The 23,982-nt window shown below is 71.9% G+C and carries 19 protein-coding genes; 7 read left to right on the top strand and 12 right to left on the bottom strand.

The features are described 5' to 3' along the window. Positions 1–9 precede the first annotated feature (9 nt). A complete protein-coding gene (locus QSK17_RS07745; RefSeq protein WP_285703816.1) occupies positions 10–2,049 on the top strand; it encodes an efflux RND transporter periplasmic adaptor subunit in 2,040 nt (679 codons plus the stop codon). Positions 2,050–2,061: 12 nt separating this feature from the next. Here the strand turns inward: QSK17_RS07745 and QSK17_RS07740 are convergent, their stop codons facing one another. From QSK17_RS07740 to lhgD, 3 genes are all read right to left on the bottom strand, one after another. Beyond that, positions 2,062–3,576, bottom strand: a complete 1,515-nt coding sequence (locus QSK17_RS07740) for a sensor histidine kinase (protein WP_285703815.1) — start codon at positions 3,574–3,576, stop codon at positions 2,062–2,064. Then, the gene (locus QSK17_RS07735; protein ID WP_285703814.1) at positions 3,573–4,286 is read right to left on the bottom strand and encodes a response regulator transcription factor; all 714 of its coding nucleotides are present in this window, start codon (positions 4,284–4,286) and stop codon (positions 3,573–3,575) included. Before QSK17_RS07735 ends, QSK17_RS07740 begins: the two co-directional genes overlap by 4 nt. Before the next feature lie 69 nt (positions 4,287–4,355). Continuing rightward, entirely contained in the window at positions 4,356–5,537 is a 1,182-nt protein-coding gene (gene lhgD, locus QSK17_RS07730; RefSeq protein WP_285703813.1) for an L-2-hydroxyglutarate dehydrogenase, read from the bottom strand. A 95-nt stretch (positions 5,538–5,632) separates the two neighbouring features. Between lhgD and QSK17_RS07725 the strand changes: the two genes are divergently transcribed. Next, a complete protein-coding gene (locus tag QSK17_RS07725) occupies positions 5,633–6,007 on the top strand; it encodes a hypothetical protein (RefSeq protein ID WP_502889171.1) in 375 nt (124 codons plus the stop codon). A 145-nt stretch (positions 6,008–6,152) separates the two neighbouring features. Here QSK17_RS07725 and QSK17_RS07720 read toward each other — a convergent pair whose 3' ends face one another. After that, positions 6,153–7,220, bottom strand: a complete 1,068-nt coding sequence (locus QSK17_RS07720; RefSeq protein ID WP_285703808.1) for a hypothetical protein — start codon at positions 7,218–7,220, stop codon at positions 6,153–6,155. A 435-nt stretch (positions 7,221–7,655) separates the two neighbouring features. Between QSK17_RS07720 and QSK17_RS07715 the strand changes: the two genes are divergently transcribed. Further along, entirely contained in the window at positions 7,656–8,624 is a 969-nt protein-coding gene (locus QSK17_RS07715) for an aldo/keto reductase (protein ID WP_285703807.1), read from the top strand. A gap of 94 nt (positions 8,625–8,718) precedes the next feature. Here the strand turns inward: QSK17_RS07715 and QSK17_RS07710 are convergent, their stop codons facing one another. From QSK17_RS07710 to QSK17_RS07695, 4 genes are all read right to left on the bottom strand, one after another. Next, positions 8,719–9,357 (bottom strand): 2'-5' RNA ligase family protein, encoded by a 639-nt coding sequence (locus tag QSK17_RS07710; protein WP_285703806.1) that lies wholly within the window; start codon positions 9,355–9,357, stop codon positions 8,719–8,721. Positions 9,358–9,410: 53 nt separating this feature from the next. Continuing rightward, positions 9,411–10,682 (bottom strand): MFS transporter, encoded by a 1,272-nt coding sequence (locus QSK17_RS07705; RefSeq protein ID WP_285703805.1) that lies wholly within the window; start codon positions 10,680–10,682, stop codon positions 9,411–9,413. A 62-nt stretch (positions 10,683–10,744) separates the two neighbouring features. After that, positions 10,745–11,206 (bottom strand): MarR family winged helix-turn-helix transcriptional regulator, encoded by a 462-nt coding sequence (locus QSK17_RS07700; protein ID WP_285703803.1) that lies wholly within the window; start codon positions 11,204–11,206, stop codon positions 10,745–10,747. 149 nt (positions 11,207–11,355) lie between these two features. Continuing rightward, positions 11,356–12,828 carry an NCS2 family permease gene (locus tag QSK17_RS07695; protein ID WP_285704160.1) on the bottom strand — a complete coding sequence of 491 codons (1,473 nt, stop codon included), beginning with the start codon at positions 12,826–12,828 and terminating at the stop codon, positions 11,356–11,358. Between the two features lie 330 nt (positions 12,829–13,158). On the opposite strand from QSK17_RS07695, the gene QSK17_RS07690 reads away from it, so the two are divergent. Continuing rightward, positions 13,159–13,371 (top strand): DUF2530 domain-containing protein, encoded by a 213-nt coding sequence (locus tag QSK17_RS07690; protein ID WP_285703801.1) that lies wholly within the window; start codon positions 13,159–13,161, stop codon positions 13,369–13,371. 24 nt (positions 13,372–13,395) lie between these two features. Here the strand turns inward: QSK17_RS07690 and QSK17_RS07685 are convergent, their stop codons facing one another. Together QSK17_RS07685 and QSK17_RS07680 are read right to left on the bottom strand one after the other, a co-directional pair. Further along, on the bottom strand, positions 13,396–16,503 hold the full coding sequence (locus QSK17_RS07685; protein WP_285703800.1) for a sacsin N-terminal ATP-binding-like domain-containing protein: 3,108 nt from the start codon (positions 16,501–16,503) through the stop codon (positions 13,396–13,398). Positions 16,504–16,720: 217 nt separating this feature from the next. Further along, positions 16,721–17,587: a DUF3027 domain-containing protein gene (locus QSK17_RS07680; protein ID WP_285703799.1), complete on the bottom strand. Its 867-nt coding sequence runs from the start codon at positions 17,585–17,587 to the stop codon at positions 16,721–16,723. Positions 17,588–17,674: 87 nt separating this feature from the next. On the opposite strand from QSK17_RS07680, the gene QSK17_RS07675 reads away from it, so the two are divergent. Next, complete coding sequence (locus QSK17_RS07675) at positions 17,675–19,387, top strand: MFS transporter (protein WP_285703797.1); 1,713 nt, start codon at positions 17,675–17,677, stop codon at positions 19,385–19,387. Between the two features lie 53 nt (positions 19,388–19,440). On the opposite strand, the gene QSK17_RS07670 is transcribed toward QSK17_RS07675, so the two are convergent. Next, positions 19,441–19,839, bottom strand: coding sequence for a cold-shock protein (locus tag QSK17_RS07670; RefSeq protein WP_285703795.1), 399 nt, complete (start codon positions 19,837–19,839; stop codon positions 19,441–19,443). Between the two features lie 88 nt (positions 19,840–19,927). Next, positions 19,928–20,539 carry an HAD family hydrolase gene (locus QSK17_RS07665; RefSeq protein WP_285703793.1) on the bottom strand — a complete coding sequence of 204 codons (612 nt, stop codon included), beginning with the start codon at positions 20,537–20,539 and terminating at the stop codon, positions 19,928–19,930. Positions 20,540–20,701: 162 nt separating this feature from the next. On the opposite strand from QSK17_RS07665, the gene QSK17_RS07660 reads away from it, so the two are divergent. Both QSK17_RS07660 and QSK17_RS07655 read left to right on the top strand, forming a co-directional pair. After that, positions 20,702–23,212 (top strand): helicase-associated domain-containing protein, encoded by a 2,511-nt coding sequence (locus tag QSK17_RS07660; RefSeq protein WP_285703791.1) that lies wholly within the window; start codon positions 20,702–20,704, stop codon positions 23,210–23,212. Between the two features lie 202 nt (positions 23,213–23,414). Then, the gene (locus tag QSK17_RS07655; protein ID WP_285703788.1) at positions 23,415–23,927 is read left to right on the top strand and encodes a hypothetical protein; all 513 of its coding nucleotides are present in this window, start codon (positions 23,415–23,417) and stop codon (positions 23,925–23,927) included. The last annotated feature ends 55 nt before the right edge of the window (positions 23,928–23,982 follow it).

Raw genomic sequence — 23,982 nt, 5'->3', positions numbered from 1 at the left:
ATTTTGCGCATGACTGTTCCGCCCAAGGTCCTTCGCACAGGAGGTCTGGTTCTCGCCTGCGCCGTACTCGCCTGCGGCGGCGTCTACCTCCTCGGCGGCGGCGACGACGCCGCCCCCACCGCGAGGATCGAGCTGGTGGCCGCCAGACGCGGCGACGTCACCTCCGTCGTCTCCGCGAGCGGCAACACGGTGGACGCGCACAGCCGCGACCTGTCCTTCGGCGCCTCGGGCATGGTGCGGAAGGTGTACGTGAAGCCCGGCCAGAAGGTACGGACGGGACAGGCCCTCGCCCGGGTGGACGCGACCGAGGCCAAGGAGAACTACCTCGCGGCCCGCGCCGCGCTGTCGGCCGCGTACGAGGCGCTCGACAACGCGGAAAAGGCGGAGAGCTCCTCCACAGACTCCGCCACCTCCACGCCGAATCGGACGGTGCCCCAGCGGTCCACCACTCCCTCCACCGGCCCCACCCCCTCGGCCGCGGCCTCATGCCCGCCCGGGAAGGGCACGTCGGCCTCGCCCCGGCCCTCCGCGGCCGCGCCCTCGGCCTCGGCCTCGGCGGCCGACCCGATCGTGGTGACCCCCGTTCCCGTGGTGACGACGGCGCCGGTGCCGATCTCGACGACCACCTCGCGTCCGACGCCCATCTCCACGACGACGTCGAAGCCGTCGCCGATCGCCACGACCACGATCACCACCACGTCCGAGCCCGTACGCGACGCCGTACGGCGCTCCGCCGAAAGAGGCGGGACGTCCGCGTCCCGAAGCGGGGACGGATCGGCCAAGGCAGCGACGTCCGAGGCCGAATCGGCCAAGACCGGCACGTCCGGGCGCTCCGAAGCACGGCGGCCCGCACGGGGGACGCATCCGGAGCCGACGGCCTCAGGGTCCGAGCCCACCCCCAAACCGTCCCAGGCGCCTCAGCCTGAGCCGAGCCAGGCACCCGAGCCGGTCCCCACGGTTACCGTCACCCAGACGGTCGTCGTCACCGAGCGGGTGACCGTCAGGGAAACGGTGACGATCACCCAGGGCATCATCGAGACCATCGTCAAGATGCTCACCGTCGGCGGGAACCCGGCCGGCGACACTTCGGGCGGCATCCTGGGCGGCGGCTCCGCGGCGGCGACCGACGCCGGGAACTCGTCCGCGACGGCGGGCCCGGCCGCGAACTGCGCGACCGGCACCGGGACGTCCACCACCGGCACGAAGTCCACCGCCGGCCGCGCCACCGCCTCGAACGACTCCGGCGGCGGCACCTCCAAGGGCGGCGGCTCGGCCAAGGGCGGCTCCGGAGGCGCGTCCTCGGGCGGCGCGGGTGGCTCCGTCGGCGAGGGTCGCAACGGAGGCGGTCCCTCCGGCGGCACGGCTGTGTCGGTGGAGCAGGCCGAGGCCGACGTCGCCACCGCCAAGCGCGAACTGTCGGGCGCCAAGGAGGCGCTGGCCGGAGTGACCATCAAGGCCCCGTCCAGGGGAACGGTCATGAGCGTCGGCGGAAAGGCCGGGGACACGGCGAACGCGGGCGCCGCGTTCATCACCCTCGGCAACCTCGACGAGCTCCAGGTGAACGCGCTGTTCACCGAGTCCGACGTCGGCAAGCTCAAGGTCGGCCAGCGAGCCACGGTGACCATGGACACCCACGCCGGGCAGGAGTTCGCCGGGACCATCACCCACATCGACATCACCGCGACGACGGCCAACCAGCTCGTCCGGTACGGCGTACGCGTCGCCCTGTCCAGCGCACCGAAGAACCTGCTCGCCGGCCAGACGGCGTACGTTTCGGTAACGACCGGCGCGGCCGAGAACGCGGTCTACGTCCCCGCACGTGCGGTGGAGACCGGACCGGGCGGGACGGCGACGGTGACCGTACGGGTCGGCGACGAGGACGTCCGCCGCCAGGTGCGTACCGGTGTCGAAGGGGACCAGTACGTCCAGATCGTCGAGGGTCTCGGCGAGGGCGACGAGGTGGTCGTACCGGACGGCACGGCGGGCGCGGGCACCTTCCCCGACGGAAGCTTCCCCGGTCTGTCCCCCACGCCGCCCCCCTCCCCCTGACCGCCAGGCCTTTTACTCGGTGCGGGTCGCCTGAGAAGCGGGTGAGATCTCCTCGGCCGGGTCCGGTTCCTCCTCCCGGGCGTCCTCGGGGGTGAGGACCTCGGGGGTGAGCGGGAGCACGACGCGGAAGGCCGCGCCCGCACCGGGCGCCGTCTCCACGGTCACGCCGCCGCCGTGCGCGCGGACGATCGCCGAGACGATGGACAGCCCGAGGCCGCTCCCCCCGGCCGCCCGCATGGCCGCGTCGTCCTTGCGCGCCCGGGACAGGTCGGCCCGATAGAAGCGCTCGAAGACGCGTTCCGCCTGCTCGGCCGTCATGCCGGGGCCTTTGTCCGCGATCTCGACGACGGCACGCTCGCCGGCCGTCCCGACGCGTACGGTCACCGGCGTGCCCGGGGGCGTGTGGGTCATGGCGTTGGTCATCAGGTTGCCGACGACCTGGCGCAGCCGTACCTCGTCACCTTCGACGATCAGGGCGATGTCGGACTCGACCAGGAGGGAGACGTCCCGGTCCGGCGCCAGGATCCGCGCGTCGTAGACGGCGTCGGCGGCGATGGCGAGCAGGTCCACCGGGTGCTCCTGGAGCGGGCGCTGCTGGTCCAGCCGGGCGAGGAGCAGCAGATCGTCCACGAGCAGGCCCATCCGGGCGGCCTCGTCCTCGATCCGGCGCATCAGGCGGCCGGCGTCGTTGCCCGGCACCCTCCGATGGAACTCGGCGAACCCCCGGATCGAGGTGAGGGGCGTGCGCAGTTCGTGGGACGCGTCCGCCACGAACCGGCGCATCCGCTCCTCCGACTCGCGCGCGGCGGCCTCCGACGACGCCTTCGCCTGGAACGCCGCCTCGATCTGGGACAGCATGCCGTTGAGCGAGCGGGACAGCCGCCCCACCTCGGTACGCGGATGGCGGTCGGGCACGCGGCTGCTGAGGTCACCGTCGGCGATGGCCTCCGCGGTCCGCTCGATCTCGGCCAGCGGGCGCAGGCTCCGCCGTACGGTGACGACGCCGACCACGGCGAGCACGGCCATGACGAGGCCGCTTCCGAGCAGCTCTATGAGCGCGAGCCGGGTGGTGATCTGCCGGACCGAGGCGAGGTCGACGGCGACGAGCGCGCTGCCGGCGTCCTCTTCCCGTACGACACGCACCCGCCACATGCCGTCCCCCGACTTGGCCGGGACGGTCTGCGGCGACTCGATGTCGTGCGAGGGCGAGCGCGGCTCGGGGGCGTTCTCGACGGACATCCCGGCCTGCGTGGTGATCAGGACGCCGTCCAGGTCGTAGACCGCGACATAGCCGTCGGGCGGGGGGCGCAGCCTGATGTATTCCAGGGGCCTGCGCTTCAGCTGCCTGTCGACGTCCTGCGCGACCGTGTCGATCTGCGTGTCGACCCTGTCGACGAGGTAGCCGTTGAGCATCGAGACGCTGCCCACGCCGATGACGGCGAGGGCGACGGCGACCAGCGCCAGCATCGCGGCGATCAGCTTGATCCGCAGCGGTGTGCGGTCCGACCGCCTCCCCGCCCCGGTCACACGGCGCCGGACGGGGGCGTCCGCATGACGTATCCGACGCCCCTGAGCGTGTGGATGAGCCGGGGATGGGAGTTGTCGACCTTGCGGCGGAGCACCGACACGTACGACTCGACGATGCCCGCGTCACCGCGGAAGTCGTAGTCCCACACGTGGTCGAGGATCTGCGCCTTGGACAGCACCCGCCCGGCGTTCGCCATGAAATACCGCAGCAGCTTGAACTCGGTCGGGGACAGCGGGATCGCCGAACCGCCGCGCCACACCTCGTGGGTCTCCTCGTCCAACTCGATGTCGGCGAAGGTGAGCCGGGGCGGCGGCGCCATCGGGTCGCCCGTCGTACGGCGGAGCACGGCGCGGATGCGGGCGATGACCTCTTCGAGGCTGAACGGCTTGGTCACGTAGTCGTCACCGCCCAGGGTGAGTCCACGGATCTTGTCCTCGGTGGCGTCCCGAGCGGTGAGGAAGACGACAGGCGTGTGCGCCCCGCCACTTCGCAAGCGGCGGACGATGTCGAATCCATCCATGTCGGGCAACATCACGTCAAGGACGATCAGGTCGGGCCGATGGCGCTGGGCCGCCGCGACCGCCTCGCCGCCGCTGGAGGCGGTGGTGACCTCGAATCCCGCGAACCGCAGGCTGGCCGCCAGCAGCTCCAGGATGTTGGGCTCGTCCTCAACGATCAGCAACCGGGCTTCTGGGAATTCGCTCACCATGACATATTGGCCGAATTTGACCGAATTTCCTTAAGGCAACGTGAAGATGACGTTCGGACTATATGAGGTTCAGCTTAAAGGCACCGTTAAGACGACATGTCGGGCGATGGCGAGGCTCGCCGTCGCCGCGGGTGACGGCGCGTTCCTGACCAGCACGATCCGCCCGCGGACGTCGATCGCGAAGTCGTCGAGCAACCGCCCGTCCCGGCCGACCGCCTGGGCCCGCACGCCTCCCTCGGCCGGCTCCAGGTCACCCGGGCCGAGCGAGGGGACATAGCGCCTGGCGGCGGCCAGGAACGCGTCCGCGGCCAGCGAGCCGTACACCTCGTGCACGCCGGTGCGCCAGTTCCGCCCGGCCATCCGCCAGGTGCCCGGCCAGCCGAGGATCTCCCGCAGATCGGCCGGGGACACGTCCCGCCACCGGTAGCCCTCGAACGCGAGGGCCATGACCGCGTTGGGGCCGACCAGGACCTCGCCGTCGACGCGCCTGGTCAGGTGGACGCCGAGGAACGGATAACGCGGGTCGGGCACCGGATAGATCAGCCCGCGCACCCGGTTCCGCGCCGCGGCGGCCAGCCGTCGGTACTCGCCCCGGAACGGCACGATCCGCACCTCTCCCGGAGCCCCTGCCAGCGCGGCGATCCGGTCCGTGCCCAGCCCCGCGCAGGAGACCACCGCGTCGAACGCGAACCGGGAGCGTCCCGCGATCACCTCGACGCCGCTCGCGGTCTCGCGCAGCCGCTCGACCGGGTGCGAGAGCCGTACCGACCCGCCTGCGGCGATGACGTCCTCGGCGAGGCGGCGGGCCACGGCCGGGAAGTCCGTGATCGCGGTGGTGGGCGAGTGCACCGCCCCCGCGCCCACCGCGAACGGCTCGATCTCGCGTAGGCCGAGCGCGTCCAGCTCGGCGATGCCGGGCACCCCGTTCTCGCGCGCCCGGGCCGCGAGGCGGCGCAGCCCCGGCAGCTCCGCCCGAGTCGAGGCGATGACCAGCTTGCCCACCTCGTCGTACGGCAGGCGGTGCTCGGCGCAGTATTCCCGGAGCATGGCGACGCCGTCCCGGCACAATCGCGCCTTGAGCGATCCGGGGGCGTAGTAGATGCCGGCGTGCACGACCCCGCTGTTGTGCCCGGTCTGGTGCGCCGCGACCCGGCTCTCCTTGTCGAGCACGGTCACCTCGGCGCCGGAGCCCGCCAGCTCCCGCGCGACGGCCAGCCCGAGGATGCCGGCGCCGATGACCCCGATCTTCATGGCCGCACGGCTTTCGCCCCCTGAACGCGCATCATCGCAAGTTAGCGCAGACGACACCATGAGGGACAGACCCCGTGATCGAACTCTTGTTCGGTATGCTGGTTCGCGTGTATCTGCCTCCCGGATGGCCGTCCGAGGTGCGCGCCCCGGACACCCCCGATTGGGAGGAGTCGGCGGCGGCGTGGCTACTCGACGCCGTCCCTCCGGACTACCGCGCGTACGGCGTGCTCAGACGGCACCCGCTCGCGCTCGCCCGGATGGCCCGCCACCACGTCCAGGCGGAGATCGAGGCCGCCAGGACCGGCTACCGGGGCGCCGCGGTCGACCTGAAGGGCCATCTGCCGCCGCACGCCGTGGAGGCCGTGCTCGACGCCTACCGCCGCGAGGGCACCCGCCTCGTGCGGTTGGCCCGGTCGGTCGAGCTGGTCGAGCACGCGCTGCATGGCGAGCCGTTCGTCGCCAAAATGTGAGCCGCCGCGCCGGAGACCCGAGGGGCGCGGCGGTGAAGTAACCGAGGAACGCCCGGAGTGACGAAGGAGTGAGGACGTGACGAGGGCACGAGCCGACTTCAGGCGCCCCGAGCCGCCGAGCGAGCGAGGCAATTGAGCACAGCGGTCAGCGGGCGGTGCGGTAGGCGATCACCGTGATGATGCCGATCGCGCCGACGGCCGTTCCCAGCCAGAGCGCGACCATCGAAAACGGGATCCCGCCACCCTCCTCCTTGCCCGGCTGCTTCCCCGACGCCGTGACCGTGCCCGTGTCGCCGGACCGCGCCGTACCGGCCGGGGCGTCCACGGCCTCCACCGGCGTCGCGGAGGCCGAGGCCGACACCGAGGTCGCACGGGCCGGGAGAGGCACGAGATAGACCGGGCTGTGCACGCCCTCGGAGCCGGTCAGCAGCGCCTTGCCGTCCCGCGTGTACGCGATGGACTCGGCCTGCTTGAGCGGCGGCATGGTGAGGTGGGCGATGAGGTCGCCGGGCGCGCGGTAGAGCGAGGCGGAGAAGTAGGTGCGGATCACGAAGCTCGACCCGTCCGGCGCGTACGCGGCGTCCGTCGCCATGATCGGCGCCGGGCCGACGCGGCGGAGCAGGTTGATCCGGTCGGTGCGCAGTTCCTTGGGCGCCGCGTAGATGGAGCCGGAGAACTCCTTGCTCACGATGTACAGCCGGCCGGTCTTGGGGTGGATCATCATGCCCTCGGCGTTCCTGGCGCCGCCCTCGTAGCGGAAGCGGTACCGCGTGGCCTGGAGCGTCGCCGACCGCATCGTGTCGGGCTCGTCGACCTTGTAGACCGAGACGTCCGGCCAGGCGCCGTCGAGGTTGTCGCCGATGTCGGCGAACCACAGGACGCCCTTTCCGGTCGCGGGGTCAACGGACGCCGCCATGGCCTCCCAGTCCCGCGCGTTCACCCCGGCCAGGCGGAACGTCGCCCGGGTCCGCCCGTCCATGCCGACGGCGAAGAACCGCGCGCTGTCGCCGCTGTCGTTGTGGGTGTAGACGATGCCGTCATGGGTCGGTGAGACCGCGAGCCCGCTGGACTCGTCGATCCGCGGGTCGCGGAAGGTGAAGAGCTGCCGCCCGTCGTCCGCCGCGCGCGCCGGAAGGGGGCTCGCTTCCGCCGTCCCGGCCGCGACCGTCAACCCGAGCAGGGGCGACACGAACATCAGCATCACGAACAGCACCGCGCGAACCAGCCGCCCCGGATGAAGCCCTCGGTGGAGCAACCACTCCCGGTGAAGCTCTCGGTGAGGCGACCGTTCTCGGTGAAGCTCCTGGTGAAGCGACCGTTCCCGGTGAAGCTCCTGGTGAGGCACCCGCTTCGGGCCGCCCTCGGCCGCGAAGGCGGCGCGCGACCACCTGTCCCGTCCTCGCGAACGCTTCAGGCGGTTCGCCCCTTGTGATGTCGATGTCCCCGGCCTGCTCCCCATGTGGCAATCATTCCCGATGGGCACCTCCGGACTCCGCCGACACGAGTCGCGGGCGGCCGCCGACAGGGTGATCAACCGGACGCCGGTCCGCCGCCGACGGTGTGCTGCCGTTGTGCTCGCGGACCGGATTCCGATTCCGTACGGCGCGTACTCGACTGGAGTCCACTCCAGGTTCCTAGGGTGGGCTCCATGGATTACCGACAGCTTGGCCGCACAGGTCTCCGCGTCAGCAGGCTCTGCCTCGGCACGATGAACTTCGGCCCCCTGACCTCGGAGGACGACTCCTTCGCCATCATGGATCGGGCCCACGAGCTGGGGATCAACTTCTTCGACTCCGCCAACGTGTACGGCTGGAAGCTCGGGGAGGGCATCACCGAGAACATCATCGGGCGCTGGTTCGCCCAGGGCGGAGGCCGCCGCGAGAGGACGGTCATCGCCACCAAGCTCTACGGCGACATGGGCGGGTGGCCCAACGAGGGCCGCCTGTCGGCGCTCAACATCCGCCGGGCCTGCGACGCGTCGCTGAAGCGCATGCAGACCGACTACATCGACCTCTACCAGGCCCACCACGTCGACCGGAACACCCCGTTCGAGGAGTTCTGGGAGGCCATGGACATCCTGAAGCAGCAGGGCAAGATCCTGTACGTCGGGTCGTCCAACTTCGCAGGGTGGCACATCGCCAAGGCGCAGGAGTCGGCCCGCCGCCGCAGCTCGCTGGGCCTGGTCTCGGAGCAGTCGCACTACAACCTGATCGTCCGGGCGGCCGAACTGGAGGTCATCCCGGCGTGCGAGGACTACGGGCTCGGCCTGATCCCGTGGAGCCCGCTCGCGGGCGGCCTGCTCGGAGGCATCCTCCGCAAGATCGACAAGGGCCGCTCCGCCTCCGACACCATCGCCAAGGAGCTGGAGAAGCACCGCGACAAGATCGAGCGTTATGAGGCGTTCTGCGACGAGCTCGGCGAGGACCCGGCGAACGTCGGCCTGGCCTGGCTGCTTCACCAGAAGGCCGTCACCGCGCCGATCATCGGGCCGCGTACGGTGGACCAGCTCGACGGGACGACGAAGGCCCTGGAGATCACTCTCGACGAGAAGGCGCTCGCCCGCATCGACGAGATCTTCCCCGGCTTCAAGACCTCTCCCGAGGAGTACGCCTGGTAGCTATCGGAGCAACGTTCCGAGCACCACGATGAGCACGAGCAGCGCGAGCACCGTGGGCAGCAACCAGCGACGAGGACGATCCACGCATTGGAGCCTAATCGCGTCCGCCGAGTGGGTAGACCGCTACCCGCTCATAGCGAACATGTGATCCCAGATGGCTGCACACCAGTTGGACCGACTCCGCCTCCCACTCGCGCCCGCGGAACGCGCTCATCGAGGCGACGAGCGTCCGCAGATCGTCGCCGTGCCGTGAGCGGGCCAGGGTCAGATGGGGGTGGAACCGCTTCCGGTCCACCTCCTCGGCCCCGGCCCGCCGGGCGCCGGCGGCGAGCGACGCCGCCAGCCGCACCAGCGGCTCCGCGAACGGCCCGGGGCGCCCGTGCGCCCCCTCGGAGCTCCCGGCGCCCTGGGAGCCAGCGGGCTCGGCAGGCTCGACGAGAACGGTGTTGAGGCCGATCCAGAGGGTCTTGGCCCGGCCCGGCGAGGGGAACGCCCCCGCGGCGCCGAACCACAGCCTCATGGGCGCGTAGCGCGCGGCCGCGCGCGCCAACCGTACGTCGAGCTCGGGCCGCACGGGGTCCGGCACCTCACCGAGGAACGCGAGTGTGACATGCCACAGCGCGTCGTCCACCCAGCGCAGGCCCGGCCACTCCGCCCGCCTCGGGCTCACCTCGGCGGCGATCTCGGCCAGCACCCCAACAGGCGGCGACAGCGCGACGAACAACCTGCTCATTCAGCGATTCTCGCCCATCGGCGAACAAGACGGGCCGGGGGCCCGGCGAGCCGTCAGGTGGCCCGCCGCAGGCTCCATCGCGGCGGCACGGCCTTGCGTGCCCGCTCCGCGTCCGGCGCCTTCCGCGACCGCATCCGCGCGGCCACGATCCTGGTCACCAGAACGGCGAGACCGACGCCGAGGACGCTGAGGATGCCCGCCACGACGACCGACGCCCGCGGACCGGCCACCTCGGCCAGCCAGCCCACCAGCGGCGAACCGATGGGAGCGCCGCCGGTGAAGACCAGGATGTAGATCCCCATCACGCGTCCGCGCATCTCGGGCGACGCGCCCATCTGGACGGTGGCGTTGGCGGTGGTGTTCACCGTGACCATGGCCATGCCCGCCGGGATCAGGAACGCCAGGAACGCCGGGTAGCTCGGCGCGAGCCCCGCGACGACCTGGAACACGCCGAAGCAGATCGCTCCGATTATCAGGAACCGGCGGCTCGGCCTGACCCGCTTGGCGGCCAGCAGCGCACCACCGAGGGCGCCGACGGCGAACGCGCTGGAGGCGACGCCGAACGAGGACGCGCCCGCGCCGAACACCTGGGTGGCCATGAGCGCGATGCTGGTCGAGAAGCTCTGCGTGAATATCGCCATCGAGCCCACGAGCAGTATCGGCAGCAGCAGGTCGGGGCGCCGCCCGACGTACCGGAGCCCCTCGCGGAGCTGGCCCTTGGCCCTCGGCACCGGCTCGGGGGTGCGCAGCTCCGACTTGCGCATCAGCGCGAGCCCGGCGATCACCGCGGCGAACGACACGGCGTTCAACAGGAAGATCGGACCGGTGCCCATCCAGGAGATGAGCACGCCCGCCAGGGCCGGGCCGAACACCCGGGCCAGGTTGAACGTCGAACTGTTCAGCGCGATCGCGTTCGACAGGTCGTCACGACCGACCATCTCCACGACGAACGACTGCCGAGTGGGGACCTCGACGCACGAGATGACGCCGAGGACGAACGCCATCACGTACACGTGCCAGACCTGGGCGGAACCGCTGAGGGTGAGCACACCCATGGTGACGGCGAGCACGCCCATGAGCGACTGGGCGACGATGAGCACCGGGCGCTTCGGGTAGCGGTCGGCGAGCATCCCGCCCCACAGCCCGAACAGGAGCACCGGCAGGAACTGCAGCGCCACCGTCACGCCGAGCGCCACGCCGCTGCCGCCGCTCAGCTGGAGCACCAGCAAGTCCTGGGCGGTCCGCTGCATCCAGGTGCCGACGTTGGACACGATGCCGCCGGCCGCGAACAGCCGGTAGTTGTAGTTGCGCAGCGACCGGAACATGCCGCCGCGCGGGGGTGCGGGATCGGCCTTACCGCTTTCCCCGGCGGCTTCCCCGGCTCCGGTCAGGTCTTGGAGAGTTTCTCCAGGATCGGCGCCGCCGCCCTCAGCGTCGCCCTCTCCTCGGCCGTCAGCCCCTTCAGCTGCCGGGCCAGCCATGCCTCCTTGGTCCGCCGCTCCTCCTTGAGGAGCGTCGCTCCCTCGGCCGTCACACTCAGGGTGACCTGCCGCCGGTCCTTGGGGTGGGGGCTGCGTGCCAGCAGGCCGCGCTCCTCCAGTTTTGCGATGACGCGAGTCATCGAGGGTGGTTGCACCTTCTCGTGCTCCGCCAGCTCGCCGGGCGTCATCGCGGTGTGCCGCTCGACGGCGGCCAGCGTCGCGAGCTGGGTGGGGGTCAAGGAGTGCTGCGCGGCCTGCTTGCGCAGCCGTCGATTCAGCCGTGCCAGGGACACGCGCAGCGCGGACGCCAGCCCTGCGTCGGTGCGTAGGTTCGCGATCGGTTCTGTCTTGGGTTCGTTCGTTAGCATGCGTCATTACCTTTGCTAACTATACCGGCGTCGCCGGTATTCCGGGGGTCAGGGTTCCGTCAAGAAACGCAAAACGCGACCCTCGCGGAAGGACCGCGGGGGTCGCGCGCGTGTGCGTACGGCGTCAGCGTACGACGAGGTGGGGCCGGTCAGAGACCGAGGAGGGACCTGATCGGCTCCACGGTGAAGTAGACGAGGAAGAGCGCCGCGACGACCCAGAGCAGCGGGTGGATCTGCCGCGCGTGGCCCTTCATCGTCTTGATGAACACGTAGGTGATGAACCCGGCGCCGATGCCCGCCGTGATCGAGTACGTGAACGGGATCAGCACGATCGTGAGGAAGGCCGGGATCGCGATCTCGTAGTCGCTGAAGTCGATCTCCCTGATCTGCGTCATCATCAGGAAGCCGACGATGACCAGCGCCGGAGTCGCCGCCTCGGACGGCACGACCTTCGTCAGCGGCGCGAAGAACATCGCGAGGAGGAACAGGAGGCCGGTGACCACGCTGGCCAGACCGGTCCTGGCGCCCTCACCGACACCGGCGGCGGACTCGACGTAGGTGGTGTTCGACGAGATGCCGGCCGCGCCACCGCCGGCCGCCGCGAGGGAGTCGACCATCAGGATCGCCCGGGTCCGCTCCATCGTGCCATCGGGCGCGACCAGGCCGGCCTGCTGGCCGACGCCGACGATGGTGCCCATGGTGTCGAAGAAGTCGGCGAGCAGCAGGGTGAAGACGAGCAGGATCGCCGCGACGCCGCCGATCTTCGCGAAGCCGCCGAACAGGTTGAAGTGGCCGAGCAGCGACAGGTCCGGGAACTCCAGCACGGTCGAGGGCCACTGCGGCACGTTCAGCGCCCAGCCACTGGGGTTGACCGGCTGACCCTGCGCCATCTGCGGACCGATCTTGCCGATGGCCTCCACGACGATCGACAGGATCGTGGTGCCGACGATGCCCATCAGGATGGCGCCCTTGACCCTGCGCGCGATCAGGAACGCGGTCACGATCAGGCCGACGACGAAGACCAGCGTGGGCCAACCGGTGAGCGAGCCGTTACCGAGAGCGCCCAACTTCACGGGGACGGTGGTGTTCGCGGCGTCGGGGATGCGGCGGACGAAGCCCGCGTCGACGAACCCGATCAGCGCGATGAACAAGCCGATGCCCACGCTGATCGCGGTCTTCAACTGGGCCGGGATGGCGTTGAACACGGCGACCCGGAACCCGGTGAGCACAAGGATCGCGATCACGAGGCCTTCGAGCACCACGAGGCCCATGGCGTCCGCCCAGGTCATCTGGGTGGCGATGCCGAAGGCCACGAACGCGTTCAGGCCGAGGCCCGTCGCCAGAGCCAGCGGCACGCGGCCGAACACGCCCATCGCGATCGTCAGGATTCCGGCCGCGAAGGCGGTGGCCGCCGCGATCATCGGGAAGTTGGGGTCGGTGCCGCCCCCGAGGACGCTGTTGGTCTTGTCGGTGACCGTGCCGATGATGATGGGGTTGAGAACGACGATGTACGCCATCGTGAAGAAGGTGGCGAACCCGCCGCGTACCTCCTGGCCGATGGTCGAGCCACGCTCTGAGATAAAGAAGAAACGATCAAGAAAGCCAGTGGCTCGAGGATTCATGCTGTTACTCACGCGCGAAGAGTGGCAGGCGGGATGACCTGCGAGAAGAGTTTGGTGATCAGTGTGACGGTTCCGTGACCGATTTGTGCATATTTTACGGCCTAGGGCGAGATGCCCCGTTCTCCCGGAATCGTACGATCATAAACGATCTTCACGCGGCCCCCGCTCCCCGGCGCCCCCTACCGCAGCTCGTGCTCGAGCAAGCCCATCATGATGTAGTCGTACCTGCAGATCACCCGTACGGCCGGCGCACCACGCTCGGCGGGCCGGACGCCCTCGCCCCGGTTGCTCCGCGCCCCTCGGTTTGCGGGGGCTTTAAGCTTGGGTCCCGTGAGCCAGCAGCCCCGGCCGGACCTCCAGCCGATCAAGACCAACGACACCGCCACCGTCCTCACCGGGACGGCGTTGTGGCTGGTCGCGCTGGTCGCGCTGCTCATCGTGCGTCCGGAGGAGACCCGGTGGCTGTGGACCTGCGCGGCGGGGGTCGGACTCGGCGTGTTCGGCCTCGCCTACCTCCGCCGCCGCGACCGCCGCCGGCACTAGACGGGGATCCACCACCCGCGGTTCTCAGGAGTCCAGATCCGCCTCGGCGAGCAGCAGCGGGACCCGCGCCGGATCGCGTAGGAGCGCCGCGACGGCGAGCCGGTCGCCCCACTGCCCGGACGCCCACGCGAGCCCCCGGGCCAGGCCCTCGACCCCCGACGCGTGGACCTTCCCCTCGAAGAAACGCCACGGCACCGGCCTGCCGTCCACCAGCAGCTCGCCGTGCTCGACGTAGCTCAGCGGAGCCGACGGCAGCAGCGAGCGCACCTCCGCGGGCACCGGCCGCTCCTGGCCCGACGACGTGACCACGCCGTTCGCCAGCTCACCCGCGAGCGGCAGGTCGAGCACCTCCGACAGCACCTCGGCCAGGTCGAAGGGCGCGAGCACCAGCGGCCGCTCCGCCACCAGGGCGAGCAGGTCCGGCGCCTCCACCACCACCGGCTCGCCCGGCCCCTCTTCCGGTTCCTCCGAGTTCGGCCCGTCGAGGACGCGCCCGTCCTCGACGTCCGCCACCACGATGGCCCCGTCCAGTACGGCACGCACCGCCGACGGCGGACGCACCCGTGCCGGATCGACCGCCGCCAGGGCGATCCACAGGGCGCGGAGCTGCGCCCGGTCCACCTCGATCGAGGGATCGGCCATCAGGTCGAGCAGCTGGTCCGGGCCGCCGTGGGACGCCAGCAACTCGGCCAGGGACGACCGGACCCCGATCATCGTCAACGCGACCTCGTCCACCCCGGCGGGCGCGTCGCCGTACAGGCCGAACAGGAGCGGGTCGCCGCCGGGAAGCCGCAGGGACGTCGGCCGCCTGCCGTCGAGCACCGGATGGCTGGACAGCCACCACGCGGTGTACGACGGCACCTCGACGACCTCACCCGCGACCAGCACGCGAAGCGGCTGCAGGGCGGCGCGCAGCGGCGGCCGGGACAGGAGCGCGAGCGCCGCCGGCCAGTCGGCGACGTACTCCAGATCGCGGACGGCGGTGAACTCCCGGGCGACGGGAGGGACGTCGAGCTCCGGCAGCAGGTCGAGCACCGCCTCCAGCCACTCGTCCTCCCGGTCAAGATCGTGGTCGCACTCCTCGGGGTCGAGCAGCACATCGGCGTCGTTCACCACGGCGAAGCCGTCAAGGACGCCGGCCGCCGCGAGAACGTGCGTGCCGTACCGCTCCACCAGGTCGGGCGCCGCGACGCCGAACGGCACGTCCTGGTCGATCAGCGAGACCAGGGACCCCTCGGCCAGCAGCAGGTCACCCGCGGGATACAGCTCGCCGTCCGCGCCGCGCAGCGCCAGGTCGGCCAGCCACGGAGCCTCTCCCGCCGACAGCCCGGCCGCCTCGACGAGGGCGAGCACGGCCTGCGCCACCGGCTCGGGATCGGCGCTGTCCAGCGACTCGGTCACCGCGGCATGGGTGAGCGGGTCCTCCAGGACGGTGCGGGGCGTCGCCTCGGCCGCCCCCAGCCGCAGCAGCAGCGGGTGCATGGCGTCAGGATGCACGACGCGCAGGCCCAGCGGCGCGAGGACGGACGGGTCGAGCGGGCCCTCGCCCTCGCCTGAGCCGTTCGTCAGGGCGAGCGTGCCGCGGGGCCCGCGCACCAGCCGGCCGTCGGCCAGCGGCACGGGAACCGCGCCGACCGCTTCCGGATCGTCCGCGGGCAGCACCTCGTAGAGCGACCGCCACCACGCGGGCTCCCTGTCCTTCACCGCGTCACCGGAAAGCATGTCGATCACGTCGGCCAGCTCGACCCGCCGTACGCCGAGGGCGGTCAGGGCCGGATGGCGGACCGGCCAGCCCGCGGGCAGCAGCCCGGGCACCATGTCGGCGATCTTCTCCAGGAACTCCGCCGGTCCGGCCACGGCCCTGGCCTCGCGACCGGCCACCAGCCAACCCGATCCGCCGTCCACGAGCTCGGCCCGTGGCGCGGGCGCCGCATCGGCCGTCCCTGCCGTCCCGGGCGTGCCGTCCTGCCCCTCCTCGGGCGCGGAGACGGCCGGCAGCAGGGGGACGTCCGGCAGGCGGCGCAGGATCGCGCGGCGGATCCGCGCGTCCAGCTCGCCCTTGCCGATGAGTCCCGGCACCAGGTCGAGCAGTCGCGGCGTGCGCGGCAGCGACGCCAGCAGTTCGACGTACGCGTCCGCCGCCCCCTCGACCAGGAAGTCCGCCAGCGGGCCGGGAGCGGCGTGCCGCCGGTCGGTGGCCATCGGCAGGGTGGCGATCAGCAGCGCGGGCAGGTCGAGCGGCTCGTCGCTCGGCGTCGGCGCGTGCACGACGGGCGGCACGTCGTCCGGCAGCGGGCGCGGCTCGCCAGACGCCGTCGCCGGGACCGCCCAGCGGACCTGCCAGTACGGCCGGGCACGCTCCTCGGTGGGACGGTCGGCGAACAGCTCGGCCACCTGCTTCGGGGTGAACGACCCGGAGGCGGTGACGCAGTGCCAGCCGTCGGCGGAGATCGTGCGGGTCTCGCCGTCGAGCTCGATCTCGATGGTGGCCAGCGCCGGCATGGCCAGCGGCAGCGCCGGGCCCGCCTCCCGCAGCATCCGGCGCACCGCCCGCTCCGCCGCCTCATCCCGGAGCGGGAGCCGTACGAGCGTGTCGAAACCGTCCGGCACGTCGGCGGGCTCGCCGGGGAAGGGCAGCCGGAGCAGGGGCACGTGCCCCTCGCGCCCGGTCAGCTCGGCGGCCAGCGCGGGCCTTTCGGCCACCAGCGCGGCGGTCTCCTCCCGGGACCAGCGCACGCCGCCCGTCTCGCGGGACGTGATCGACGGGGAGTCGCACACCGAGACCACGGCGGCGAAGCCGACCCCGAACCGGCCGACGGCGCCGGTCTCGTCCTTCTTGCCGGACACCCGGAGCGTGGACAGGCCCTCCACGCCCTCGGCGTCCAGCGGGGCTCCGGTGTTGGCGGCGAAGAGGACGCCGTCACGCAGGGTCAGCCGCAGGTGACCGGGCGACCCGGCGCGCAGCGCGGCGTCCGCCGCGTTCTGCGCCAGCTCGACGACCAGCCGGTCCCGGTAGCCGCCGAGCGCGAAATCCTCCTCCGCGTTGGCGTCCTCGCGGAACCGGGCGGGAGACGCCGTCCACGCCGCGAGAACGGTGTCGCGCATCCGCGCGGTGCCGAAGGAGTCGTTCATCTCTAGAGCCCCCAAGGTCCCAGATCTCGCCGCCACGTCCGGACGTACCTTAGTGCCCCGCCCGTCAGTCTTTGCCCCGTCGCGTCGCCCAGGGTGGCACCTCGCCGCGTTGTCGCCCCACCCACGAAAACTCCTCGCAGGCTCGGACCTTCCGCGGGGCCCGGGAATGTCGGCCGTAGGCCCCGGGACGCGGCCCGGCCCGCCGGCGGAGCGTCGATCAGGAGTGGCCGAGCGGTTCCGAGTCGGACTCGTCCACGGAGCCGGCGGACTCGGCGGGGCCGCCATTGGGCACGACGCCCTCGGCCCCGGCCGCCCCCTCCTCCTCCGCCTCGGCGGGAAGCAGGTCGTATCCCAGGTCGTCGAGGATCGGCGGCGGCTGATCGACGATCATCGAGGGCACGGTGGTGGCCTCGGAGTGGGCCCCGCATCCGTGGTCGGCCGCGACCACGCGGCCGTCGTCCGGGGCGTACTCGTTCGTGCAGACGCCGAACCCGAGCCGCAGCGCGCCCGCGAGCGGCCAGAAGAACCCGCACGTGGAGCACTGGGCCGGAGCCGCGTGCGCGATGGGGCTGTGCGGGCCGGCGTCGCCGGAGTACCAACGGCGCACCGCGAGATCGCGGCCGAGCGGCGAGAGCACCCGAGCCCTGCCCAGGCCGTACTCGAAGATCATCTGACGGTCGGAGTCGTCGTCCGTGGCGGTGAAGCCGGGGGCCAGCCGGTCGTCGTCGGCCTCGGCCGGCAGCAGGTCGCCCACGCCGAGGTCTCCGGGGAGGAGCCGCTGGTTCCACGGCACCCAGCTCGGCGCGAGCAGCGCGCCCGATCCGGGTAGCAGCACGGTCTCGCTCACCGTCACAACACGCGCCCGCGCCGCGCGGACGACGGTGACGGCCCAGCGCCAGCCCTTGTACGCTCGATCAAGACAATCGAAGAAGTGCGTGACGATGCGGTCACCCTCGCTGTCGAAGCCGAGGTGCTCGCCCACCTCCGCGGGCCGGGCGACCTCCTCGACGGCCCGGCGAGCCAGGTCGACGGCCGCAACACATGCCTGGTCCGCTGCGGTGCTTCGGGTTCGGATGCGACTCACACTCCATTTTCACCCACTCCGCGAGCAGACGGCACCCTGATCTGTGGGTAGAACTGGAATTCCCCAGTTGGGAAGGGAGTCGTCTTCGTGGGGAATGCCTGGAACCGAGTACGGCGCGCGAGCCAGACCACCGCGGGAGCGTCCCGCCGGGCGGGCCGGTCCGTCGCGTACGCCGGCCGGCGGATCGGGCAGGGAACCCGGAGTCTCGGGCAGGCGACGCGGCGGCTCACCCACGCCCAGGGGGCGGGGCGCACCGGGCTCGGCCGCCTGATCGAGCTCACCTCAGCGCACTCGGCGGGCGACGCGCTCGTCACCGTGGCGCTGGCGGGGGCGCTGTTCTTCAAGCTGCCGGTCGGTCAGGCGCGCGGCCAGGTCGCGCTGTACCTCCTGATCACGATGGTCCCGTTCACGGTGGTCGCGCCCTTCGTGGGCCCGGTGCTCGACCGCTTCCGCTCCGGCCGCCGTTATGTCATGGCGGGAACGCTGTTCGCGCGCGGGCTCCTGTGCTGGGGCATGGCGGCGGCGATCCGGCCGTCCGACGCGCTCACGCTCTTTCCCGCGGCCCTCGCCGTACTGGTTCTGTCGAAGGCCTACAACGTGTCCCGGGCCGCGATCATGCCGAGCGTGCTGCCCGCCGACATCACCCTGGTCGCGGCGAATGCCCGGGTGGCGTTGTTCGCGCTGGTCTCCGCGGGCGCCGCGGCGGGCGTCGCCACCGGGCTGACCGCCTGGTTGGGGGCCGACTGGGTCCTGCGCGCCACCACGGCGCTCTTCCTCGTCGCGGGCGTCGCCGCCGTACGGCTGCCGCGGCACGTCGACTCCCCCGATCTCGAAAGCGACCTCGCCCCCGATCCCGAGCCCGGCGCAGACGCGGAGCCCTCTCCGCACACCGCCCCGGCCACCGGCACGCCGGGCGGCCCCCACCCCGGCCCGACCGGCGGCGACCGTGGGATCGATCAGGGGACCGGCCAAGGAATCAGCCAGGGTGACAAGGTCCGGTCGCGAACCCGCTGGCGCGAGCTGGTCCAGGTCGGGCCGATCGTCGGCGAGGCCATGCGGGCGAACGCCGCGATCCGCGTACAGGCCGGATTCCTCGTCTTCTTCCTGCTCTTCCTCGTGCAGGACGGCAACATCCCCGGCCTGGCCCCGCACATCACGCTCGGCCTGCTCGCCGTCGCCGCCGGAGGAGGCGGCTTTCTCGGAGCGGCCGTCGCCTCGTGGACGCGGTCGCGCTCTCCCCAGATCATCGTGCTGGGCACGCTCGCCCTGGCCACCGTCGCGACGATCGTCACGACGGTCTACTTCACGTTGTGGACGGCGGTCGTCGTGGCACTGGTGGCGGCCTTCGCCCAGGGGCTCGGCAAGCTCGCGCTGGACGCGATCGTGCAGCGGGAGATCGCCGAGGAGGTGCGGTCCTCGACGTTCGGCGTCACCGAGGCGCTGCTCCAGATCGCCTGGGTGTTCGGCGGCCTGGTCGGCCTCGTGATGTCGCTGTCCGCGCACGGCCCGGCCGGGCTCGCGGTGGTCTCCGCCGGGCTCGCCGTCACCTTCGTCTGGCTCCTCATCCGGCGGCGGACCCGGCTCGCCGCCGCGGCGCGGCGAGCCCCCGAGGGCGGCGGTACGCCACCGGACGCACCAGACGACGAGACGGCGCCGTCGCAGGGCACGGCGTGGACCCCGCACGTGGACTCCGACGTCACCCCCGCCGACTCCGCCGACCCCGACGTCACCCCCGTCGTCCCGCACGAGCCGCTACGGCCGCGGCGGGACGACACCAAACCGCTGACGAACCCCTATTAGGCGTGGCCCTCCCCGTCCCGGAAACGTCGATCGACGGGCCGGCAGCCGAGGGATCAGCCGTCGATGTCGTCCGCGACGGCGCGGAGCACGCTCGCGACCTTCTTGGCGTGCGCGGAGTCCGGCTGCTTGCCCTTCTGGTAGGACGTCGAGATGTCGTCGAGCAGCTTGATCAGATCCTCGACGATGACGACCATCTCGTCCGGCTTCTTACGCTTGCCCTTCACCCGCGCGGTCCTGGCGAGGGTGGGCGGCTGTTCGAGAACCCGGACCGACAGAGCCTGCTGACCGCGACGGCCCTCGGCCACTCCGAACTCGACCTTCTGCCCGGGCTTCAGGACGTCCACGCCCTTGGGCAGCGCCGATGAATGCACGAAAACCTCACCGCCGTCGTCGCGCGTGAGGAAGCCGAATCCCTTGTCGGCGTCGTACCACTTGACCTTGCCACTCGGCACAGGGGTGACCTCGTTCAGACTGTCGTGAAAGGAATGGATGTAGGTTATGCCCGCGAAGGGCGCCTGTGGACCGCCTGACGGCCGTGTTTTACGCGGATGCGGCGGTCCATGAGTCGAACCACGCGACGAACTGCGTGAGGTCTTCCAGCACCACGTCAGCTCCATGATCGACTAGTTGGTCCGCCGTGAACGATCCGGTGGCCACCGCGACGCTCGTGGCACCACCGGCACGCGCCGCCTCGATGTCGGCCACGTGATCTCCAACATATGCTCCGGCGCCGAAACTCGCGAGGGCCCTGCCCTTGTCCGCCCCGAAAAGGGACCCCACGACCTCGTCCACCTCGAACCCCAGCGCGTCCACGGTGCGCCGGGCGTCCAGCACGTTCTTCCCCGTCACGACGATGATCCGGCCGCCGGCCCCGCGGACCGCCGCGAGCGCCTCCTGCGCGCCGGGCATGAGCCCTGTCGCCGGCAGCGCGATCTGCGGGTAGAGCTCCCGGTACAGCGCCGCCGCGGCGGGGATCTCCTCCTCCGGCATCCAGTAGGCCAGCTCCTCCTCCAAGGGAGGCCCGAGCCGGGAGACCACCACGTCCACGTCGATGGGGTAGGCCAGCCGCGGCACCATCGCCTCGTACACGGCGGCGATGGCGGCGCGCGTGTCGGCAAGGGTCAGGTCAAGGTCGAATCCCACCGAGTTCACCTGATAAAGGATGCCAAAGCGCGACAGCGTCGCGCACCGGCATATGGCCCGCCTCGCCTGCCCGGGCCCCGGAACGGACCTGTCGCGACCCCGATCTCGCTCCTCGACGACAGCCCGCCTTCCAGGAGAATCACCCGTACCCGTGCTCCTACGATGAGAGGGATGAGTGAGGGGATGGGCGGTGACTTCACCGCGTGGCTGCGCGGCCGCGCGGACGAGCAGCTTCGTGCCCTCGTGGCAGCGCGCCCGGAGCTCATCATGCCCGTCCCGCCGCACGTGGAGGGGTTGGCGGCGCGCGCGGGCACCCCGTCGGCCGTCGGGCGGGCGCTCGACCGGCTCGACCGCTTCACCCTGTCCGTCGCCGAGACGCTGACCCTCCAGCCCGGCCCGCTGGCGTACGGGGAGCTGCGCTCGCTCATCGCCCGCGCGCTTCCCCACGGGAGCCGCGCGGACAACAGGCGGCGCGCCGCCGAGCTGGACATCGCGCTCCGGGAGGCCGTCGAGCGGCTGAGGACTGCGTGCCTGATCTTCGGGCCCGATGACGCGCTGCTGCCGGCACCGGGAGTCAGAGGCGCCCTCGACCCTCCGGCGGGTCTCGGGCCGCCGGCCGCGGACGTTTTCCGGCACCACTCGCCCGAGTCCCTCACGGTCCTGCTCGCCGACATCGCCCCGGCGGGAACGGACGCGGCGGAGGGCCCGGCGGACGCGGCGGATCCGACGGCGCCTCCGGGGCGGCGGCTGGCGGCGCTGCTCGCCGCCCCCGGCACCGTCGAACGGCTGATCGCCGAGGTGTCCCCGCAGGCCCGCGCGGCGCTGGACGAGCTGGCCTGGGGCCCGCCGAGCGGCCGGGTGGCGGACGCAAGGCGCGAGGTCCGCACCGCCACCGCGCAGTCGCCGATCGAGCAGCTGCTCGCGCGTGGCCTCCTGGGGGCGACCGGCGAGGAGACCGTGACGCTGCCTCGCGAGGTGGCGCTGTTCCTGCGTGGGGGCCGGATCCACCAGGACCTGTCCCCCAGTCCGCCCGAGCTCGACGGCGTGGCCCGCGACCAGGCGCTGGCCGACCGGACCGCCGCCGGTCAGGCGTTCACCTTCGTCCGGACGGTCGAGGAGCTCTGCGAGCTCTGGAGCCACGATCCTCCTGGCGTCCTGCGCGCGGGCGGCCTCGCCGTACGGGATCTCAAGCGGACGGCGCAGCTCCTCGACCTTCCCGAATGGGCGGCGGGGCTCGTGGTGGAGGTCACGCACGCGGCCGGGCTGATCGCGTCCGGCGGATCGGTCGACGGGGAGTGGCTGCCCACCTCCGCGTACGACGTCTGGCGGGTCAAGGCGACCGAGGACCGGTGGGCCGTGCTCGCCACCGCCTGGGCGGGCATGGACCGCGCCCCCGGTCTGATCGGCGAGCGCGACGAGCGCGACCGGCCGATCAACGCCCTGCACCCGGACCTCCGCCGGTCGGCCGCCGCCGAGGTGCGGCTGCGCACACTGTCCGTGCTCGCCGCCGTCGGCCCCGGCATCGCGCCCACACCCGCGTCGGTGATCGATCGCCTCGCCTGGGAGCAGCCGCGCCGCCGGATCGCGCACCGCGACCGGCTGGCCGAGTTCGCGCTGCGCGAGGCCGAGCACATCGGTGTCACCGGACTCGGCGTCCTGTCCGGCCACGGCCGGGCGCTGCTGCGGGCCTTCCCTCGATACGGCTCCTCCCACGGCCGCTCTTACGGCCACTCGTCCGGCGAGGGGAGCGGCGCCGAGGCCGGCGCCGAAGGCGCGCCCGCGGAGCTGCTGGCGCCGCTGCTGCCCAAACCAGTGGACCGCGTGCTGCTGCAGGCGGACCTGACCGCCGTGGCGCCGGGGCCGCTCGTCAGCGACCTCGGCCGCTGGCTCGCGCTGGCGGCGGACGTGGAGTCCAAGGGCGGCGCGACCGTCTACCGCTTCGGCGAGGGGTCGATCCGCCGAGCGCTCGACGCCGGCCAGTCGGCGGGCGAACTGCTCGCGATGCTGGAGCGGCACTCCGCCACGCCGGTCCCGCAGCCGCTGCGCTACCTGATCACCGACGTGGCCCGCAGGCACGGCCGCATCCGAGTCGGTACGGCCTCGGCCTACATCCGCTGCGACGACCCCGCCGTCCTGGACGAGGTGGTGGCCGACCGGCGGGCGGCCGCGCTGCGCCTGCGGCGGCTCGCGCCCACCGTGCTCGCGTCCAAGACGTCCCGGGCGTCCCTGGTCGACGCGCTGCGCGCGATGGGCTATGCCCCCATGGCGGAGTCCCTGGAAGGGGACATGCTGGTGGCACGCGCGGACGCCAGGCGGACCGAGGGCCAGCCGCTCACCCGCGCCGCGACCGCGACCGGACCGGACCCCGACATTGTGGCGGCGGCCGTACGCGCGATCAGGGCCGGGGACGACGCTCACCTCGCGCGGCGCGGCCCGTCGGACGCGCCCCGCGGACAGGTCCCGCGCTCGCCCTCGACCGCGACGATCAGCGCCCTCAAGGAGGCGATCCGCCAGGGGGCGCGGGTGTGGATCGGTTACCTCGACTCCCAGGGGCACGCCACCAGCCGCATTTTGGAGCCGGCCCGGATGGAGGGCGGCTACCTGACCGCCTACGACGAGACCCGCGCGGCCGTCCACCGGTTCGCGCTGCACCGCATCACGGGCATCGCCGACGTCAATTAGGCCGATTAAATCCGTTGCCCTTCGGTGCCCGATCTGGCGATGATCCGGCTGACCGGTAGGGGCTGGATTGGCGACTGGCCCCTCGCGGTCGCCGCGCTCCCCGTTTCGATGCGGTCCTCAGCACCGGAGCGGGGAGCGCCATACCGTGATATTTCTGGACTTCCCTAATCTGGACCCCGACCCGACGAAGGATCGACCGACGGTGACGACCCCAGACCAGCCGGGCCAGAATCCCCAGGATTGGCAGAGCCCGCACAACCCGTACGGGACGGACCCCCAGGCCGGGCCCTCCCACGGCGATCCGCAATTCGGTCAGCAATACGGTCAGCAGTACGGGCCCCAGTACGGCCAGCAGCCGCCCTATGGGCAGCCGTACGGCCAGCAGGCGTTCGGGCAGCCGTACGGCTCCCCCTACGGCCAGCCGCCGTACGGCTACCCACCCCGGCAGGAGGGCCCGCGCACCCACGCGATCGTGGCCCTGGTCATCAGCATCGTGATGGGGATGACCTGCTACATAACACTGGGCGGCATCGCGGGGGCCATCCTGTCCGGCATCGCGCTCAGCAAGGTCGACACCGAGCCGGACACGGCCAGGCGCCTGCTGAAATGGACGTGGATCTCCATCGGCATCAATGTGGTGCTGATCATCATCGGCATCGGGGCATTCATCTGGGCCGGTGTGAACGGCTATTTCGACGCCACCACCACCGAATGAGCCAACCCGGGAGTGATTCGGCTCGATCCCTTGTTTGATAGGCGGTAGCCGGACA

It is taken from the genome of Microtetraspora sp. NBRC 16547, assembly GCF_030268965.1.
In the GTDB taxonomy this organism is placed as follows: domain Bacteria; phylum Actinomycetota; class Actinomycetes; order Streptosporangiales; family Streptosporangiaceae; genus Microtetraspora.
This window is presented reverse-complemented; position numbering and strand designations above follow the sequence as displayed.